Origin of the sequence: Mesorhizobium sp. B2-1-3 (genome assembly GCF_006442495.1) — a bacterium.
In the GTDB taxonomy this organism is placed as follows: Bacteria; Pseudomonadota; Alphaproteobacteria; order Rhizobiales; family Rhizobiaceae; genus Mesorhizobium.
The window spans coordinates 272,069-290,048 of record NZ_VFWL01000002.1 but is presented as its reverse complement, the minus strand read 5'-3'; the positions used below and the strand labels follow the sequence as shown (position 1 = coordinate 290,048).

Here is a 17,980-nt window from a genome sequence, read left to right as displayed (position 1 = left end):
TGTCCAGGTGGTGAAGCGACGATCAGAAGCTGATGTCGAATTTCTCGGTCTTGATGCTGGTGGCGTATTGGAAGCCAAGGTCGCCTGCTGAGATCAGCTGCTGGTCTTCGTTGCTGGCGGAGCGGTAACCGTCACGGTGGTTGTCCACCGCGCCGGAAATCACATGGCCTTCAAGCCGAAGCTGGCCGCCCGATTGGACATGGTCAATGAAGTCGACATAGCCGAACGCCATCTCCTGCTCGACATAGAGCAGCTCGCGCGTGTCCGGATCGAAATAGGCCTCGTAGATCCAGCACGGCCGGCCCTTGTAGTCTTCCTGCTCGATCTGCGCGAGGATGTCCGGCGTCACGCCGAAGTCGGTCGCGGCCGGCATGGTGACGACAAACTCGGTCGCCTCCATGCCAAGCGAGCCTTCCGGCGGCTCCGCCGACAGCAGCTGGTTCGGCCTGTAGGTGACCGGCCCGCCGCCGTCGTCATAGACCAGGTCGTAATTGCCCAGCCACATGCCATGGAAGCCGGAGCCCAGCTGGAACTTGATCATGCCGCGAATGACGACGCGGCCCTCTTCGAGCAGGTCCTGCAAGCGGGTCGGAAAGGTCATTTCGGCACCTCGACCAGGGTGAAGGCGGCGACCGGCTTGTGATCGTCGGGAATGGCGAAGGAGCCCGGCACCACGCGGCAGTTCAGTTCCGGATTGAGGAACTTGGCGATGGCGCCGGCCGTGATGTAGCCGGGGATTGCAGGCTCGACCGTGAGGCCGATCGCTCCGGCCGCCGCGACCGCGCCGACGACGACGCGGTGCAGCGAGCGATAAGCAGCTTTTTGCAACGAGAACAGGTCTCCCGGCATCAGGGTCAGGCCATTGACGACGCCGTTGATCGCGACGGTGAAGCCGTTGGTGACCGAGACAAGGTTGCCGTCATCGGCAATCGCCGCCGCGCCCGGGTTACCCCAATAGGCCTGCGGCAGGCAGATATCGACCGGACGCCAGACGACCGTAACCTTGCCGAGCCTGGCCTGTGCGCCGAACGCCTGTACCAGCATCAATTCGCTGGCCTCGAGAGGCCGCGTGCGCATCGGCATCTGCCAGTAGGAATCGGCATAGTCCATGAAGCCGATGTAGCGCTCGCCGGCACGATCCACGGACACGGAATCGACCAGGGCCGGACGCGTCAACTGGAACCGCACCGCCGGTAGGTTGATCGTCATGCCCGGATACCCTTGATCTTCATTTCCCGCAGGGCCTTGGCGACGTTCTTGGTAAAGTCGCGCTGCTGCTGTTTCATCACTGACTGCAACTGCTCCGCGACGCCCGGCTGCGCATTGGGCCCGATCGTGATGTTGGGCGCATAGGTAATGGAGGCGTTCGGTGCCGCGGCCTCGCCGGAATAGCGGTCCATGTCCGGCACCTTGGGAACGATGACGCCGCTGACGCGGGGCACGAACAATTCCGGCTGCTTCTCACCGACGAGGTAAGGCTGCCCGGCCGTGACCGGGCCACCGCCGGCGCGCATTCCGATCCAGGGGTCTCCGCCGACAATGGGCGGCTGGCCTGATCCGCCACCACCGAAAAGCGCGCCGATGCCCTTGGTGAGCAGGCCCAGAATGCCGCCTCCCCCGCCGTTGGCGGCGCTGTTGGCCTGGTCGATGGCGTCGACAAGATCGTTCTCGATCTTGTCGACGATCTTGCTCAAGGCATTCGTGGCGATGTCGCCAAGGTCCTTCCAATCCAGCTTGCCGTCCTGGAGCGCCGAGCGGAGATCGCTGAAGCCACCTTTCAGGACGTCACGTTGCAGCTCATGCGTCTCCGTCGCTTTGCGCAGCTGGTCGGCCTGCTCGGCATAGGCCTCCGAGACGGCTTCGATGTCGGCGACCTGCTTCTGCGATAGCTGGGCATTCTGCCAGTCCTGATCGCCCTTGCGGCGCGCCTCCTCGCGCACGTCCTTCAGCGCCTGATGCTCGAGATCGAGCGCGATCTGACGCTGTTGTTGTTCCTTGAACGACAGACCAAGCGCCTGCCGCTCGGCTTCGAGGGCCGCCGTGCGATCCTTTACCGCTTGCAGATCGTCGGCGACACGATCGTCGCCGGTCGGCCTGTGGCCTTTTGCGCCACCTGCCTTCGGCGCGGGAGGGATGACCGTCGGCTTATCCGGTGGTGAAGCGGCCGCTGCGGCCTTGCGCGCCTCGGCGTCTTTTCGACGTGCAGAGACGACATTCAGGATTTGCCGCTCATTTTCGGCCAGCGCTTCATTTTCGCGTTCGAGCGCCTGAATTGCTTCGCCAGCGGTGGATTGGCCGAGGGATGTTCCGAAGATGCCGTCATCCGGCTGTTCCCCATTCTGATACCGCTTGATCTGATTTTCGATATCAAGGCGCTGCTTGCCGATGCCCGCAAGCTGATCATCCAGGCTCGATGACTTCTGGTTGTCGAAGGACTGGAACTTGTCGATGAAGTTCTCCAGGTCTTCGGCGGCCCTGATGATGGCACCCTTAAGACCCACCTCGACAGTATTGGCGAGCGCCTGGAATTTCTTGTCGATTTCATCAGCACTGGCGACCATGTCGTTGGACAAGACGAGGCCGAGATTGTGCGCCTCATCGCTCATCGCGCGAATTGCATCGGCTCCGCCGCGGAAGGTGTTGACAAGGTCGCCGCCGCGATCGCCGAAGGCGATTGTGGCCAGGCGCAGCTGATCCTGCTCGGTGCGAGCGTTCTTGATCAGATTGGCGTAGTCGCCGAGAATGTCGATCTGCTTGCGCAGATTGCCGTCCTGGTCGCGAAGCTCAACGTTGTTGGCCTTCAGCACGCGCGCCAAGTCATTATCGGCGCCGGTGGCCACCTCGGCGATGCTTTTGGAGAAAGTGGCCATGGACCGATCGAGCGCGTCGGTCGATGCCCCGGTCTTGTCTGCGGCGTAACGAAGTTCCTGCAATGCATCCGTCGTCAGGCCAACCTTGTCGGAGACATCGCCGATATCCGCGACTTCCTTGATCGCGTTCCGGACGCCATCCAGCGAAAAGCCGATGCCGATCGCAGCAAGGGAAGCGGTCACGCCGCGCGAGATGCCGGCAATCTTCGAACTTAGCGCAGCGAAGTCCGCCGAGGCGCCGCGCGCCGTCTGCTGGGTCAAGCGACGGATATCCGCCATGGCCTTTTCAAAGCCCTTGGCATTGCCGTCAATGAAGGCTTCAACGTCAGGGCGCGGCATGTTTCTTCCTGCTCTTTTCCTGCTTGGCGCGGAATTGCGCTTCGAGAGCGGCGCTCTCCTCGCCGCTCAAGGGCTGCGCTTTGGTGTTGGGAAATTTGCCATCGAGGGCGATAAGCAATTCCGACAAGGTGGCGCGCCAGAATGTTGCGGGCGGCCAGCCGAGCGGGCCCGTCGCCACCTGTTGCCACATCTCGACAAAGCCCCTGACAGTCAGGGGCTTTATCCGTTTCCCGGGGTTTGTTCCTTCCCGCGCTGACCGGCCTTGGCGAGATGCGCCGCGATCGCCTCGGTGAAGGCCTTTCGCCAGGCTTGCGCGTCAGCCGCGGTAAGGCTGGCCTTGGCGTCCGCGGCATCGCCGTCGATCACGAAACAGTCCAGGGCCGCCTTGGCATGGCGCGGGCTGAAGGAGACCAGCGATTGCAGCGCCGCAGACATCTCGTCGATGAACGTCACGCCGCTATAGGCGGCGAGCCGATCGAACTCGACGCCGATCACGACGTCGACGGTGCCGATGCGCAGCGATGCCTCGCCGCGCAGAGGATTGGGCAGCCTGGCCATCAGGTTTCGGGCGTGAAGGCTTCGGTGGCGCCGTCCGCCAGAGAGAAGCTGGCGTCATAGGTCATGTCGCCCTCGAGCTCGCCGGCGAGCGTGATCGACACATTGTACCTGCCGGAGAAGTCGCCCCAGCCCGGCACCGAGATCAGGTAATACCAGTCGCGCGCCTGGCGGGCGTCCTCTAGCATGCCGAGGCCGGCGGTGTTGTTGATCTGCAACCCGGAGATCTGGAAGGTCCGGTTCTGGATGCCAGACCCCTCCGCCTTGACCAGCGGGGCGCCCGGATTGTTGAAATCCGGGACGGTGCGGTCGAAGCGGTTGGCGCTCATGTCGAAGGAGCGGCTGCGGCCGCCGCAGACGAAGGCGTATTCGGCCGGATCGGTGGCGAGCGTCGGGGTGTTGTCCTCGTGGCGCGCGATGGTAAGGGTTCTGCCGAGTTCCATTTCCGTCTCCTTCAGAGCGGGGTTTCAGGATTTGCTGATGAGGTGACGTAGATCACCAGAAAGCGAACGAAGCCGAAGCCGAGCGGCTTCGAGGTCTGCGGGTCGATGCCGAACTCGGTTCCGGAAAGCACAGTGCCGCGCGCCAGGCCTGCTTGCTTCGGATCGGCCAGGATGGCGGTCTCGACCGGCACGCATAAAGCGTTGAAGTTGGTGCGCAGCGCGCCGGCGGCGAGGTGGATGACGACGAGGAATTCCGCCTCGCGCCGATAGGCGACCGTGGTGCCGTCGACCTGGTGGTCGACCGTGGACGTTTCACGCACGGAAAACACGGTCGCCGCCGGCAGCCGCTCTTCGGGGATGTCGCGCGTGCGCGGGCCAGACGTGTCGGCGAAATCCGTTATCGCCGCCAGCAGCGCGTCGAAGCGCTGCGCGATCTGTTCGCGGACATGCATGGCAAGATTCCTATGGCGTCGCGAGCAGGACGCGGGTCATGGCGCGGCCGTCGAAATGGACGCCGGCGGCAACAAAGCTTTGACCTGATGTCTGGCCGGGTTCGACGATCTCGACCGGCATGTCCTGGACAACGCCGGGATCGGCCGAGGCGGCGAACTTCAGCGTGTGCGTCACGCCCTCGATCGCCGCGCCATCCTCTTCGCCGAAGCCGCCTTCGCGGAACTCGCGAAAGATGCAGTCCGGGATCCGGCGCACGTCGCCAGGCGCGACGGTGACGAGGGCTTCCTTGTCGCCGCCGAAGCTCCTGGCGAAGGCCTCGCCCATGCCGGCGAAGAGAGCGGGCCGCAAACTCATCAGGCAGCCGCCAGGGCCCGCTCGGCCTCGTCGAGCGCCTGTTGAGCGCCGGCGATGGCATCGAGGTCGTTCCCGGCCTCTGCCGCCTGCAGCGCTGCTTCCGCTTCGGTCACCGCGCTCTCCAGAGCGGCGCGGTCAGGGGTCTTGCGGCCCTTCTTCTTGCGGGCCGGCGCGTGCGCCGCCAGGGTTATGATCACGCCGTGGCGGACACGATAGTCCTCGATCTGCTCCTCGCTCAGCGGCAGGATATCGACATCGACGAGCTTGCCGTAGGATGGCACCTCGACGGTGCCGCCATGGGTGCGCAGCACCTTGCCGCGACCGCTGGTATTTTCCGCTGTGACGCGGATGGTTTCGACTGCCGTGGCCATGGGTGCCTCCTGATCGGGGTTGATATGAGGACGTCGCGGATGCGGTCAGGCGGAGCGCGCCAAAATCGCAATCTGGTATTTTGCCGTTCCGCCGGCTCCGTTGGCGACGCGGATCTTGTCGCCGGTCGCCGCCGTCACCGTTGCAATGCCCGCAGTGCCGGGAGAGAACGCGGCAAACACGCCGCCCGGTTCGATCGGGACGATGGCCGCCGAAAAGCCGGGAACCGGATTTGTCGCACCGCCGATTGTCAGGGTGGACTGGTTGCGCGCGGCGGCAGGATCCTTCGGTTCGTTGACAACGACAATTCCGACCAGTTCGGCGGCAACGATCGATGCCCCGAGTGCATCCGTCAAAACGCCGGCAAGATCGATATCGTCGCTGCTCGAGGCGGCCACCGTCCGCTCCGCCATATAGAGAGTGTCGATCTGCTTGCCCGCGACACCGGAACCCAATGCGGACGCAAATGAAATGAGACCGTTCCAGAACGGTCCGCCGCCGAATGAATTCGCACCCTCCTGCCCGCCCGAGACGGTCATCGAGATAGACGCTTTTGCGGTCATTGCCTGAATTCCTTGTTGCAGACGTCAGCGGCCGGGCATGGCTGCCCGGCCTCGGATCATGATGTCAGGTGCGCGTTGCCTTCTGGAGCACGTCGGGCCGGGCGCAGAGATAGAGCGGGTAGGAGTAGAGTTCGCCCTTGGTCCAGGCCTGGCGATCCTTGTCGAGGACATTGATCGCGTAGGTGTCCTGCCCGCGCGTGTTGACGAACGGACCGAACTCGGCCGGCGCCATCGCCTTGACGAAGACACCGGGCGCATTGACCGGAAAGAATTTCGCCTCGTCGACGGGGATGGCGACGGTCGAATTGTCGTCAGTGCCGCGATAATTGTGCCAGACGATGCCGCCGAACTCGAAGCTTTCGAACGCCTTGACCTCGCGGATTTGCTGCGCAGCCTGCCAGTTCATATAGAACTGGAACACTTTCGGGTGCTGGGTCAGGGCGTCGTAGAAGGCGTCGCCAGCCAGAGCGTGGACGCTCGAAGCCGGCGTGAACACGCCCTTGGAAGCACGGATGACGGCCCGCTTCACCAACTGGCACTTGGCCCAGACATCGGTGTTGACGTCGTCCAGATTGAAGTCGATCGCGGCGGGCTCGGCGATGCCGAATTCGGTGAAATAGTTGTAGATGACTGAGGTGCCGTCGGCATCGAGCAGTTTGCCCTGGAGAGCGCCGAGGCGATGATATTCGTGCGTCAGCTCCATGTTGGTGCGCACCTTGGCCATACGCCCGGCGTATTCGACCTGCAGCGATTCGAACTCGCTTTCGGTGCCGAAGGCGCGGATGCCTTCGACTTCGTAGGCATAAAGGGTGAAGGAATCGGCCAGACGAACGGTGCGCAGGTCACGGATATCGCGACCGTCGCGATCGGTTTCGCGGGGTGCCGCGCCCAGCGGCGAGGTCGGGATCAGGCTGAGCGTCTGGCCCTTCTTTTCGACCCCGATGGTGCGGGTGTAGACGGGCGTGTCCTCGAAGATGCCGAGCGAACCGAGCAGGTTCGGGACATAGTCGATGTTGTTGATAGCCGCCGTGAGGCTGACCATCGAGAAGGCCTTGTCGTTGAATGCGTCCATGGACAGCATGGCGGTTTCTCCATCGGCGGCCGGCGGCCGCGCTGTTTGTGTTAAAATCGGCGCGAGGCCTGGATGACTGCGGAAAAGACCAGGCGCCGACGGGCGCCCGGGAATGATGTCAGCGGACGATGATGCCGCGCGCTTCGAGGGCGACCTTGGTCTTGGCCTTCTGGGCATCGTTGGCCCCGGCGGCGTAGATCAGCTTCGAGGACTTCACCGCCGCCGCGCGGGCGACGACGGTGCGATCGTCCTCGACGGCACCGATCGCTTCGAACAGGACCGCCGCTTCTACTTGGCTGCCGTCGACGGCGGCAGGATCGTGGCGCTTGTACTTGCCGGCGCCGGCCGCGACGGTGATGTTGAAGCCATCGCCCGCCACCATCGGCGTGGCGCCGGCGGTGATGGTGAAGCCGAGATCGTCGGCATAGGCGACGCCGGTGGAGCCCGACTTGATCTTGAAGCCGTCCGGGTCGGTGACGTCGAACTTGGTCGCGGCGGTGAAATCGACCGAATAGACGCCGACTTTCGCACCCGGCCCGCGGGTCACCGCCGAGACGGTGGCGTTGCCGGTGTTGCCGCCCTTGGCAACCGCGACAGCAGCACCCAGGGTGATCCTGCCAAGGATCGTGCCGGCATCGAGCGCTCCGCCTGTGGCGTCGATCGTGCCGACATCGCGGGAACGGAAATGCTCCGCTTCCGAGATCAGGAATTCGGCCGTGCGCGGCCCTTCCACAAAGGTCGTCATGTCATTTCCTTTCCTGTTGGACGCCGGCTTCGGCCAGCGGGCCGTTCCATGCCGCGCCGGCGTCTTGGGCGCGGGATGTCATTGGCCGCCGCGACCGATCGCGGCGGCGACCTGTCGAGAGTGCTACTTGCGCTTGGTCTTGACGCCGGCAGCTGCCAAGGCACCATCCCAGGCGGCGCCCGCGTCCTTGCGGCTGGTCGGCCTGTCGCCGCCGCGGCCGAGCTGCGACGGGCGATTGCCCATGCGCGCGGCCAGGCCAGTGGCGGATGCCGCCGGGCCGGCCGCCTTCAGCGCCGCGAGAACCTTCGAGGCGCGGTCGTTGGTGGCAAAGGCGAGATGCGCGGCAAGCGCCGGATTGGCCATCGCCGCCTTGGAGCCGAGAATCGCGCCGATCCGCTTGCGCTCGACCTTGCGGCCCCTGGCGAAGACGGCGCGATCGGCGGCCGACATGTCCTTGTCTTCCTCGGCTTCGGGATCGTCATCGTCCGACACGTCATCGTCGTCGTCAGCCGGTTCGTCGGCCGTGTCTTCGGCCTTGTTCTTGTCTTCGTCCGTGTCATCAGGCTTGTCGTCCTCGAGGCGCGGGTTGCCGCCCGTCGCGCGACGGATTGCGTTCATCAGGCTGCTCATGTTGCTTCTCCAGTTCGGGCGGGCGTCAGCCGGCCATCTCGGTTACGAAGGCCTTGAAGGCCTCGGTCGGGTTTGCCACCGCGTCGGCCAGGCCGGCATCGACCGCCGCCTGTCCGACGTAGGTTTCGGCCTCGGTGGCGAGGGCCTTGGCTTTCGGCAACCGGTCGCCGCGATAGCGACCGACCGCCTCCGCGAAGATCTCGCGAAGCATTTCCATTTCGGCGCGGAACTTGTCCGCCGTGGCGTCGGGAAGCGGCGCGTAGGGCGAGCCGTCCGCCTTGAACTTGCCGGCCGCGAGAATGGTGACGGTGAGGCCGGCCTCGTCGAACGCACGCGACATGTCGACATGCATGGAGATGACGCCGATGGAGCCGACCATGCCGGTGCGCGGGACGATGATCGATCGCGCGGGCGAAGCCACGAGATAGCCCGCCGAGCAGGCATGGTCGGTCAGGATGGCGATGACCGGCTTCTCGGCCGAGAGTGCCGCGATCTGGTCGGCGCAATCGAACGCGCCGGCAACCTCGCCGCCGAAGCTGTCGATCTCGAGGACAACGCCGCGCACGCTGTCATCAGCGCGCAGGTCGGAAATCTGGGCATTGAGCCCCTCGTAGGAGGTCATGCCGGAATAGGCGCCGGTCCATTTGCCCTTGGCGACAAGCGAGCCTTCGATCTCCAGCACTGCGACATTGCCGACGCGGCGCACGCTTTCGAGGGAGCTGTTTTCCTCCCCGGTGAACCAGTCGACATTGGTGTCCTCGCGGATCGGCTCGCCAAGGATGCCGGCCTGCGGCGCGCGGACGTCAATGTCGGCGCCGAGAATGCGGCGGCCGACCGCGCGGCAAATGATCTCCGCCTTGCCGGGATGAACCAGCAGCGGCGTGTTGAACATGCGCGCTGCCTGGAATGGATAGGTTCGCATCACGCGGCCTCCTGCCGTTCGCGCCGGTCGCGCTGGTCGCCATCATCGGCAGTCGAGTTCTGGCTGACCAATTCCGGCTGGGCCGGATCGGGGTTGAGGCCTTCGGCGATCATCATGCGGCGGATGCGGCCGCGCTTGCGGGTGACCTGTTTCCAGTCGAGCCCCTGCTCGGCGCATTCCCGATCGAGATCGGAGATGCCGAGCGACAGCCGCAGGCCTGCCGCCTTGGCTTCCTTTTCAGGGTCGACCCAGCCGCGCGCCGGCCCGATCCAGTCCGCCCGCGCCCATGCGGCCGGCATGGCTTCGAACGAAGGCGCCTTGGACGGCAGCTTGATCAGGCGCCTGTCGAAATACTCCTCGAGCCATGCCCGATAGATCTGGCCCATGAACTGGGCGGCAAACATGTCCTTGCGCGCTGTCAGGCCGCGCCAGATTTCCAGCAGCGCGGCTCGGGCGCTGGAATAGTTCACCTGCGACCAGTCCATGGTCAGCTGCTCGTAGGTCAGGCCGACCGTCGACGCGACGTTGCGCAAGCCGGCGCGGAAGAATGCCTCAAAGCCGGAATTCGGATGACCGGGCTGGGTCAGCGTCACCTGGTCGCCGGGGTAGAGGAAATGCGCGGTGCCGCCGGGCAGCCGCGGTGGCGCTTCCTTGTAAGCGTTGAGCCGGTCGAGGTTGAGCTTGTTGATGTCGGGCGCGGTCAATGCCTCGGCGAGATCATCGTGATTCCCCGGCGAGGTGATGAACGCGGCCAGCACCGCGTTGACGAGGGCGGCCTGCAGCTCGGCCTCGTCATACTTCACCATCTGCTTCAGCTTGCGCAGGATCGGCGCCATCGGGGGAACGCCGCGGAACTGCCCAGCCCTGTCCGCCTCGAAGGCATGGACCATGACCGGACGGCCCCATTCGGTCTCGCGCTCGACGAAGCTCCATTCGGGCATGCCGGCGCCCCAGACCGCATCGTCGTCGGGATGGTGCGTGCGCACGTGATAGCCGATCGCCGCGCCATGCTCGTCCAGCTGCACGCCGGCGCGAAGGTCGGCTGTGTCGAAGGTGTTGTTCGGATTAGACAGCCGGTCCGGATCGATCATCTTGACGAAGGTGGCGAAGGGCCCGCCGCGGCGTTCGTCCCAGCAGATCTCGGCAAGCGCCTCGCCGTCGCCGACACGCTGGCGATAGGCGAGGCCAAGCACGGCCGCCATCGGCCCCTGGCGCGAGGCGTTGCACCAGAAGCCGGGATCCTCGGCATAGGCCGTCCAGGCTTCCTCGATCTGGTCGGAGATCGCGTCGGCCTCGTCGGGATCGAGGTTGAGCATCGCCGCCGGCAGGTCGACGGAAAGCCGCCAGCCCGAACCGACGACGAGATCGAGCGAGCGCGACATCGATGCCGACGCCCAGCCGTCGTTGCGCGCGATGTCCTGCACGCGATCGGTGATCAGCTCGCGCTCATTGGTCAGCGCGGATTGGCCTGACACCGAGCGCGGCAGCCAGCCGGCGAGGTCCTGGTGCGAATAGCTGGCTGCCTCGTAGGCCGTGCGGCCGAACGGCATGCCACGCTGCACGATGCCCTGCGCCTTGATCGGCGCGCCGAAGCGGTCGAGGATCGCGGTCATGCGCGCACCCCTCGCCGGTATGGATTGCAGCCGATTCCGAGCTGCGATTTCAACTCACCGATATAGCGGCGCAGTTTCGCCTCGTCGGCCTGGCTGTATGTCACGCTTTCGCCGTCATAGGACAGCGACACGGCGGACTGGCCGACCATCAGGCTGTGCAGGGCCGTCTCGGCCGATGCAAGGCGCGCGGTCAGCACAGCCCTTTCGTCGTCGGTCAGCGCCATCGTCTCACCTGTTCAACTGTTTCATCAGATCGGCCATGGACAGCCCGGCGGGCTTCGGCGTGACCGGTTCGGCCGGCTCGGCAAAGAGCGGCAGAGGTGCAAGCATTTCCTCGAGATCGAGTTGCGCGTCGGCCGGCGCCACCTCAATCATCGCGGCGAGCGCTTCCCATTCTTCCTCGGTGCGCTGGCGCACGCCGATGCGGATCGCGGCGCCCTCGGCGATGTTCATCGTGTCGAGCACTTCGTTGCGCAGCCCGTCCGGCAGCACCCATCGCCACGATACGATGCCAGAGCGGCTCTTCTCTTGCAGGCGACGCTCCGAGACGAGCTGCCGGAAGAAGTCATCCGGCAGTCCTTTCGGCAGGTGGACAAAGCCGACCTCGTCGGGATCCTGTTTCTTCAGGCCGCGATAGAGACCCATTTTCAGGATCGACACCGCGAGGTTGAAGAACTTGCGCGAGTACTTGACGACGCGGCCCTTCGAATCCCGCTCCTTCTTCACCATCGCCAGCAGCGAGGCGGTCTCGTTCGGCACGCCTCGCGTCATGATCACCCGCGACAGAGGGTGGCGCTTGGCCCATTCCCATACGTCGGCTGTCCAGGCGTTGCCGTCGATGGCAAGCAGGTCGACGGCGCGGCGGTTGCCGAAGGTATCCGGCCATTGGCGCTTCAGCAGGCTGTCGAGCGCGGTGCGGATTTCCGGTTCCGAGATATGTCCGGAGTGCGGCTTGCCGCCTGGCGGCACCGTCTGCGCGTCGAAGACGCCGTAGTCGATCGTCCAGCGCTGCCGGCGCGCGCCCCAGCCGACAAGCTGCCACTCGACCCGGTCGCCCTGAACGTCGACGCCGATGGTCAGCGTCAGCGCGCCTTTCGGAATGACGCCGCGGCGATGACCGATCAGCTCGGCCCGGTCGCGCAGATCCTCCCATGGCAGCGTCTCGCCTGTCGCTTCATAGGCGAGGCCAAGCCAGTCGTTCCAGAAGACCTGCTCGGCCTCCTGGTTGCGCTTCTGCTCGTCCGACCCGCCAGCCCGGACATTGAGGTACGCTCGCGCCAGGGCCTCCCAGCTCTCGAGCGGCGAGTATGGCACCCAGAGGAAGAACGAGCGGTGATGGCGCTTCCGCTCCGGATATTTCGCCACCCATTTGGCCCGGCCACCAAGATGCACCGGTCGGCAGATTTCCGCCCGGTGATGCTCTTCGATAAAGCCGCCACAGCCTTCGGCGACACAGAGGAACGCGGCCTTCTCGGGATGCGCCGGATCGATGTGATCGCGCATCGCCTCCCATTCGAGCGGCTGCAGATGCCCGCAATGAGGGCACGGGACGTGATACTTCTCCTGGCTGCCGGCTTCGTAATTGGCCGTGATGCGGCAGCCGGGCGATACCAGCGGCGTCGAGATCTTCAGAACCTTGCGACCAAGGAACGCCTTGGAGCGCGAATCGGCCTGCGCTTCGGGGTCGCCGGCCTGGTTGTTCTCCCACTTCGCCAGATCGTCCTGGACCTGCCGCTTCGGTGAGACCATCGACAGGTTCGACGGCGAGTTGGCGCCGGCGGCCGAGATCGCGCCGCGCCCGTCCTTGCGCTCCTTGTAGAGCTTGGAGTTTGACCCCTCGCGGCTGGTCAGCGGGAACAGCGGCGCGAGGCACGTCGTTTCCTTCAGCAGCGGAACCAACTTCTGGTTCGACCACTTGATCGCGTTGCTGTCCGTCGGATGGACGTAGAGCAGGTCGCAGGGGTCCATTGACATGGTCCCGAGCGTGAAGATGTTGGCGGCGACCGTGCCGCCGACCTGCGCCGACTTCATCAGCGTGACGATCTGGCAGGGATCGTCCGGACCGAGCGCGGTCAGGATCTCGGAGAAGAACGGGAACGTCTCCTCGCTGTATGGCCCCGGCCGCGACGTTATGCGCTCGGAAAAGACGATGTTGCGCTTCGCCCATTGCAGATAATCGACCGGCGGTGGCGGCGCGAACACATCGCGCAGAACGCGATAGAGCGAGACCTCGGCCTTGGCCAGGTGCGGATCGTGAAAGGTCATCGTTCCAATCCTGCGACCTGGTTCGGGTCAGTCTTCCTGATCGTCCTCCTCGTCGTCCTCGATCGCCTCGGCTTCGGCCTTGGCGATGGCGGCTTCTTTTTCCGCGAACGCGCGGGTGGCGGCTTCCCGCACCGTGCGAAACGCCTTGTTCAAGGTGTGCAACACGTCACGCCGCGGGATCGAGAACTCGGCGGCGAGCGCGTCGGCCATGCCGTTGAAGCCGCTCTCGACCGTGGTCAGCACCATGCCGGCGGTGCGGGCGATCTGCGCCTCCGCTTCCTCGCGCAGCATGTAGCGCCCGACGAGCAGCGCTTCCTCGCGCTCAGCTTTCCGCGTCTGGATCTTCGCCTGGCGCAGCCGCTCCTGCGCGATCTGCTCGGACGTGTCGTCCTGACGGCGAGGTTCCGGCTCCTTGGTGGCGGCGGTTTCGGTCTGCTCGGCCAGCGGCGCGACAGCGGGCGCTGCGTCGGCAGGCGGCGTGTTGTTCAGCTTCGTCGCAAACCCGTTGAGGCCGATCGACTGCGAGACGTCGAGCGAGCGCTTCAGGTCGGCGAGCGCGGCCGCAATGACGATCTTGGCCGAACGCCCCTCGCCCTCAAGCGAGGTCCGCTTGATCTTGCCGGCGGCGATCCACTGCGAGACGCGACCCGGACTGACATTGCAGCGCGCCGCAAATTCCGTCTTCGTCTCCGTCGCCATGCCCAGCTTTCCGCCGCGCAACCGGCGACTTTACCTTTCTTTAGGCTCCAGTTTAGCCCGGACTTTAGGCTTCGATTTTCCACGCAGACTACCGAACCCACGCGGTCCCAAATACCCGCGGTCGGACCCCTCGGGGAAGGACCCAAATCGATGGTGCGGCGCACCCGGTGGGGTGCTGCGTCGCACCATGGCGTTCAGCGGCGCGCGCTGGCCATCGCTTGACCGAATGACTTGGTCCAAAGCTCGGGGAAGTTACGCGTCGCGCTCTCCCGCACGATGCCGAAGTAGTCGAGGCGCGGCGCGTAGGTCTGCTGCTGCACGAACAGGACCATCGGCTTGATCCCGCCCTTGCCATCCCTGATCCATACCCCGGGCTTGAGGTGCGATCCCTTGGCAGGGACGAAGAAGCGCTGCTTGCGGTAGCTCTTGTTGCGCTTCAGCGATCGCTTGCTGCGATTGGCCGTGGCATCGAACTGGAGCTTCAGGTCGGACAGCATCTGCACGATCTGACCGGCAGTGATGTTGCCCGCCGCATTGAGCTTGGCACCCGCAGCCGGCACCGTCACCCAACCCGCAGGCAACAAGCCCGCCTTGCTCAAGGCACGCTCGAAAGCTTTCTGGCCACGCTTGCCGCCGAACACCTGCGGATAGAGATACGCGCCAACCGGCAGCTTGCCCGGTGCATAGCCGTTGAGCAGCACCGTGGCCCGCAGCCGATCCTTGGTGGCGGGCTCGATCGTCACCCCGCGCAAGGTGTAGCCGATCGGGCTATCGAAGACCTTGCCCATGGCGGCGCGCATGTCCGCCTGCGCGGCCTTGGCCGTCCAGGTCAGCGCTCGCGCCGTCGCGAACGGCAACTGCTTGCGCTCGATATCGTTGGCGCGGGCAAACAGCCGGTCGAAGTTGAAGACCATCGTGACCGCTGGCCCGCCCGCCGAATATCCGACACCGCCGGAGCTGGCATTGGTGAATTTCAGGCCGGGCATGACGGGAGCGACCAATAAAAAAACCCGGTCGCTTGGGCGCCGGGGTGATTTCTTTTTTACCGTGTTCAGAGGTATGTCAAGTTTCGGTCGCACGTCAACAGGCGGGTGCTGTTTTTTTCGCGGATCGGTCGACAGCCCTTTCGACAATGGCGACGCCCGGCTTGTCGCGTTCAAGCCACGGCGTCATCGATCGATCCGAGTGCACCAGGCGATGCGCGACCAGCTCGGCCGCGATCTCGGTTTCAAGCCGGCGCAGCGCCGCCACCCAAATCTGATAATCGAGCCTGCCGAGGATGTCGCCGCTCGGATCGGTCGAGAACTCCGACTTGCGATAGGCGCCCTTCACCGGCCGGTGCGTGCGACCGTTGTAGCCATCCACCTCCAGGTTATAGCTCCGCCCGTCATCGTGCTTCATCTGTCGCATGACGAACCATGCCGGCTTGCCGCCACGCTCGACCAAGCGGATCTTGCTCGGCTCAGCCTGGTAATCCGGCTCGCGCCCAAGGATCGCCGTGCCGACGACAAGGCTGACGATGCCGGCGGCGCGCCGATGCGCGGTCCTGACCATGTAGCGATCGACGGCGCGCTTCACCGCGGCATCCGCCATGCCGTCGGTGTCCGGCCAGTCGGCCAGCGCATGCCAGTTGGCCGGTATCGCGACATCGCAGCGCTGCAAGGCGGCAACCGCGCGCCCAACCGTCACCGCATCCTCATGCGGCTCGCCCTGTTCGATGAAATAATTGCTGCCGTGGCCGCCGGTGTCGATCAAGGCGCCCAACTCCGCAAAGCTGGTGATCTTGCCCCACGACGATGCCTCCAGCATCCGCCAGGCCGAATTCGCATTGTCCAGACCATCCACGCCACCGCCTTTCGGCAATTCGTGGACAAAGGCCCAGGTCAGCAGTTCCTCAATGGTCACGGTCTTCATTCTTTTATCCTTGCGACACTTTGCGATAGTCAGCGGGAGTAGAGCGATAGTTTGAAAGCGATAGCTTTGTTCGTGATTTCAATGTGTTGGCGGGATATTGCGAGAGTTGCGATACTTATCTGCTGCTATACGCATAGTACCGAATTCCCCCGGACCCCTTCCCTCGCCTTATAGCCCTGCCCAAAGTGGTGCAAAGCAACACACTGTTTCCGCTGTCTTATTCGCCGCGAGGCGAGTGGCGCAAGGTGGCGCGAGTATCGCCAAGTGTCGCGCTGGAAAAGGCAATGAAATCAATGTGTGCGCCGGTTGGCGGACCGAGACACGAGACCAGGGAGGGGTTACGGGGAGGCGCAGCGTCATCGCAGATGATCCTCGAAATCATGTTGCCCGGAACCGCCCTGTTTCGGCGGCGGCACGTCCATCAGCCGGATGCCGTGGTAATGCACGATGCGGCCATCCTCTCGCCGGTACTTCTTCTGCATGATCAGCCCGAACCGGGTCAGCGATATCGGCTTGCCGCCCTGGTCGACCGTGAAGTCGACATAGGCCTGATAGAACTGCTTGGCGGTGACCGGCTCGCCTTCCTCGCTCACCACGCAGCGGGCGCAGAAGGCGGCCGTCGGGTCCATCTGGTCGCGATACTCCTGCGTTTTCAGGCGCACCGCTTCGGGCACCACAAGCCCTTCACGCAGAAAGATCAGCACACCCTCGATCAGCCAGTTCAGGATGCCGGGATTTTCCGGCAGGAACTCCGAAACCACCTCCTCGAATTCGCGCTGTTCGCTGGCAGCGAGCGTGACCGGCCAATGCACGACGGACATGCGCCGCCATATACCGTTGTCGGTGCCGGTGACCTTGGGATAGCCGTTGCCCGACATGTGGCCGGTGAAGATCGGCTTGAAGTCGAAATAGCCCTGGAAGAGGTCGCGCACCGCGAAATGCTCGCCGCCGGTCAGATCCTTGACCAGGTTCTCCCGGAGATCCTCGCCCTCAGGCATTTCCTTGACGCGCAGGAAGCGGCGGCCATAGAGCCGCGCCATATCGGGGTTGGCAGAGCCACCGGCCTTGCCCTCGCCGGTGAACGATTCTGACGGCAAGGTCACCGCTACCTCGCCCAGCAGCCGGCACAGCACCTCGAGGAAGACGGATTTGCCGTTCGCGCCGAAGCCGTAGTGGAAGAACAGCTTCTGCACCGTCAAGCCGATCAGCCCGAGCCCGGCCGAGACCTGCACCATGCGCCTGACATCGTCCTGCGGCAGCATGCGCGCCATGAAGGCTTCCCATTTCGGGCAAGTCGCCTCGGCGTCGTAGTCGACGGGCACGACCTGCGTGATCAGATCCTGCCGGCGATGACCCTTGACCACCTTCAGCTCGGCCACCGGCGCCACGATGAATTCGGGCAGGTTCGCGCGGCCGTCCTGTTCCTCGAAGTCCGGGGGATCGTCGCAGGCGGGGTTGCGAACGGTTTTCATCACCTTGCGGAAACACAGCGTGTGGCCGCGCAGAGCGACTTTGAGCGGGTCGGCGTTGAATTCGTCGGGTCCGCGCATGACGTGCGGCGCCGCGCAGGCGAGCATCGCCTCAAGCCGGCCCTTGTTCTTGGAGGAGACGGCGTGCGACATCCGCCGGCTGATACGTGCCTTGAGGTTCTTGTGGGCATCCTCGGCCATCTTGGCGAGCTTCTTCTCGCCGGGGGATCGCTCCTGCTCCAGCTTCTTCAGCGCTTCATGGCCGCGCTCGATCGCCACCTTCTCGGCCGGTGTGTGGTCGATATATTCGATCTCCAGCGCGATGCGTCCGCCGAGGTTCTGCGCCACAGCCAGGGCGCGCGGCTCGCCGGTGTCGATATCCCAATGCGTGCCGGTCCATACCGCGTAGGCGGCCTTGCGCGCCTTCGCCTGCGCCAACACGAGCAGATCCTCGCCGAAGTGAGCGAGCAGGCGCTCGGCATTGTCGGTGTCGGAATGGTCGAGGCCGGCACAGGCCTTGACCGCCTCGATGTCGACCTTGCTGCCGCGGCGTGGCCCCGTGCCGGGTTCGCCATCATCCAGTTCATCGACAGTTACATCGCCACCGGGATCGGCATCGAACGGGGTGCGGGGCAAACCCGCCGCCTCCGCCTGACGCGTGGCTTCCTCGAGCAGTGCGGCTACCTCTTCAGGCATGCCAGTCTT

Annotated in this window: 22 protein-coding genes; 1 reads left to right on the top strand and 21 read right to left on the bottom strand. The window is 64.7% G+C overall.

Annotated features, from left to right (window positions below; genetic code table 11):
* Window positions 1-22: 22 nt before the first annotated feature.
* From FJ973_RS06035 to FJ973_RS06025, 3 genes are read right to left on the bottom strand one after another with little or no spacing between them, the layout of a single operon-like run.
* The gene (locus FJ973_RS06035) at window positions 23-601 is read right to left on the bottom strand and encodes a hypothetical protein (protein ID WP_140555229.1); all 579 of its coding nucleotides are present in this window, start codon (window positions 599-601) and stop codon (window positions 23-25) included.
* Complete coding sequence (locus FJ973_RS06030) at window positions 598-1,209, bottom strand: hypothetical protein (protein WP_140555227.1); 612 nt, start codon at window positions 1,207-1,209, stop codon at window positions 598-600. Before FJ973_RS06030 ends, FJ973_RS06035 begins: the two co-directional genes overlap by 4 nt.
* Complete coding sequence (locus tag FJ973_RS06025; protein WP_140555225.1) at window positions 1,206-2,573, bottom strand: hypothetical protein; 1,368 nt, start codon at window positions 2,571-2,573, stop codon at window positions 1,206-1,208. Before FJ973_RS06025 ends, FJ973_RS06030 begins: the two co-directional genes overlap by 4 nt.
* 15 nt (window positions 2,574-2,588) lie before the next feature.
* On the opposite strand from FJ973_RS06025, the gene FJ973_RS31135 reads away from it, so the two are divergent.
* On the top strand, window positions 2,589-3,086 hold the full coding sequence (locus tag FJ973_RS31135) for a hypothetical protein (RefSeq protein ID WP_140555223.1): 498 nt from the start codon (window positions 2,589-2,591) through the stop codon (window positions 3,084-3,086).
* A 109-nt stretch (window positions 3,087-3,195) separates the two neighbouring features.
* Here the strand turns inward: FJ973_RS31135 and FJ973_RS06015 are convergent, their stop codons facing one another.
* The 18 genes from FJ973_RS06015 to FJ973_RS05930 all read right to left on the bottom strand — a co-directional run bounded on the left by FJ973_RS06015 (window position 3,196) and on the right by FJ973_RS05930 (window position 17,971).
* Entirely contained in the window at window positions 3,196-3,399 is a 204-nt protein-coding gene (locus FJ973_RS06015; RefSeq protein ID WP_140555221.1) for a phage tail assembly chaperone, read from the bottom strand.
* A 29-nt stretch (window positions 3,400-3,428) separates the two neighbouring features.
* A complete protein-coding gene (locus tag FJ973_RS06010) occupies window positions 3,429-3,767 on the bottom strand; it encodes a hypothetical protein (protein WP_140555219.1) in 339 nt (112 codons plus the stop codon).
* Window positions 3,767-4,207: a hypothetical protein gene (locus tag FJ973_RS06005; protein WP_140555217.1), complete on the bottom strand. Its 441-nt coding sequence runs from the start codon at window positions 4,205-4,207 to the stop codon at window positions 3,767-3,769. Before FJ973_RS06005 ends, FJ973_RS06010 begins: the two co-directional genes overlap by 1 nt.
* 11 nt (window positions 4,208-4,218) lie before the next feature.
* Window positions 4,219-4,659 carry a hypothetical protein gene (locus FJ973_RS06000; RefSeq protein WP_140555215.1) on the bottom strand — a complete coding sequence of 147 codons (441 nt, stop codon included), beginning with the start codon at window positions 4,657-4,659 and terminating at the stop codon, window positions 4,219-4,221.
* A gap of 10 nt (window positions 4,660-4,669) precedes the next feature.
* A complete protein-coding gene (locus tag FJ973_RS05995; RefSeq protein WP_140555213.1) occupies window positions 4,670-5,014 on the bottom strand; it encodes a hypothetical protein in 345 nt (114 codons plus the stop codon).
* Complete coding sequence (locus tag FJ973_RS05990) at window positions 5,014-5,385, bottom strand: hypothetical protein (protein ID WP_140555211.1); 372 nt, start codon at window positions 5,383-5,385, stop codon at window positions 5,014-5,016. Before FJ973_RS05990 ends, FJ973_RS05995 begins: the two co-directional genes overlap by 1 nt.
* A gap of 45 nt (window positions 5,386-5,430) precedes the next feature.
* A complete protein-coding gene (locus tag FJ973_RS05985; RefSeq protein ID WP_140555209.1) occupies window positions 5,431-5,946 on the bottom strand; it encodes a hypothetical protein in 516 nt (171 codons plus the stop codon).
* A gap of 64 nt (window positions 5,947-6,010) precedes the next feature.
* Window positions 6,011-7,027, bottom strand: coding sequence for a major capsid protein (locus FJ973_RS05980; protein WP_140555207.1), 1,017 nt, complete (start codon window positions 7,025-7,027; stop codon window positions 6,011-6,013).
* A gap of 109 nt (window positions 7,028-7,136) precedes the next feature.
* On the bottom strand, window positions 7,137-7,763 hold the full coding sequence (locus FJ973_RS05975; protein ID WP_140555206.1) for a head decoration protein: 627 nt from the start codon (window positions 7,761-7,763) through the stop codon (window positions 7,137-7,139).
* A 123-nt stretch (window positions 7,764-7,886) separates the two neighbouring features.
* On the bottom strand, window positions 7,887-8,393 hold the full coding sequence (locus tag FJ973_RS05970; protein ID WP_140555204.1) for a hypothetical protein: 507 nt from the start codon (window positions 8,391-8,393) through the stop codon (window positions 7,887-7,889).
* Window positions 8,394-8,418: 25 nt separating this feature from the next.
* The gene (locus FJ973_RS05965; protein ID WP_140555202.1) at window positions 8,419-9,315 is read right to left on the bottom strand and encodes a S49 family peptidase; all 897 of its coding nucleotides are present in this window, start codon (window positions 9,313-9,315) and stop codon (window positions 8,419-8,421) included.
* The gene (locus FJ973_RS05960) at window positions 9,315-10,928 is read right to left on the bottom strand and encodes a phage portal protein (RefSeq protein ID WP_140555200.1); all 1,614 of its coding nucleotides are present in this window, start codon (window positions 10,926-10,928) and stop codon (window positions 9,315-9,317) included. Before FJ973_RS05960 ends, FJ973_RS05965 begins: the two co-directional genes overlap by 1 nt.
* Window positions 10,925-11,152, bottom strand: a complete 228-nt coding sequence (gene gpW, locus FJ973_RS05955; protein ID WP_140555199.1) for a gpW family head-tail joining protein — start codon at window positions 11,150-11,152, stop codon at window positions 10,925-10,927. Before gpW ends, FJ973_RS05960 begins: the two co-directional genes overlap by 4 nt.
* 4 nt (window positions 11,153-11,156) lie before the next feature.
* A complete protein-coding gene (locus FJ973_RS05950) occupies window positions 11,157-13,193 on the bottom strand; it encodes a terminase gpA endonuclease subunit (protein ID WP_140555197.1) in 2,037 nt (678 codons plus the stop codon).
* Between the two features lie 27 nt (window positions 13,194-13,220).
* On the bottom strand, window positions 13,221-13,892 hold the full coding sequence (locus FJ973_RS05945; RefSeq protein WP_140555195.1) for a hypothetical protein: 672 nt from the start codon (window positions 13,890-13,892) through the stop codon (window positions 13,221-13,223).
* A gap of 194 nt (window positions 13,893-14,086) precedes the next feature.
* Window positions 14,087-15,025 (bottom strand): hypothetical protein, encoded by a 939-nt coding sequence (locus FJ973_RS05940; RefSeq protein ID WP_140555193.1) that lies wholly within the window; start codon window positions 15,023-15,025, stop codon window positions 14,087-14,089.
* Window positions 14,973-15,806, bottom strand: a complete 834-nt coding sequence (locus FJ973_RS05935) for a hypothetical protein (RefSeq protein WP_140555191.1) — start codon at window positions 15,804-15,806, stop codon at window positions 14,973-14,975. Before FJ973_RS05935 ends, FJ973_RS05940 begins: the two co-directional genes overlap by 53 nt.
* 356 nt (window positions 15,807-16,162) lie before the next feature.
* Window positions 16,163-17,971, bottom strand: a complete 1,809-nt coding sequence (locus FJ973_RS05930) for a DNA primase family protein (protein ID WP_140555189.1) — start codon at window positions 17,969-17,971, stop codon at window positions 16,163-16,165.
* Window positions 17,972-17,980 lie beyond the last annotated feature (9 nt).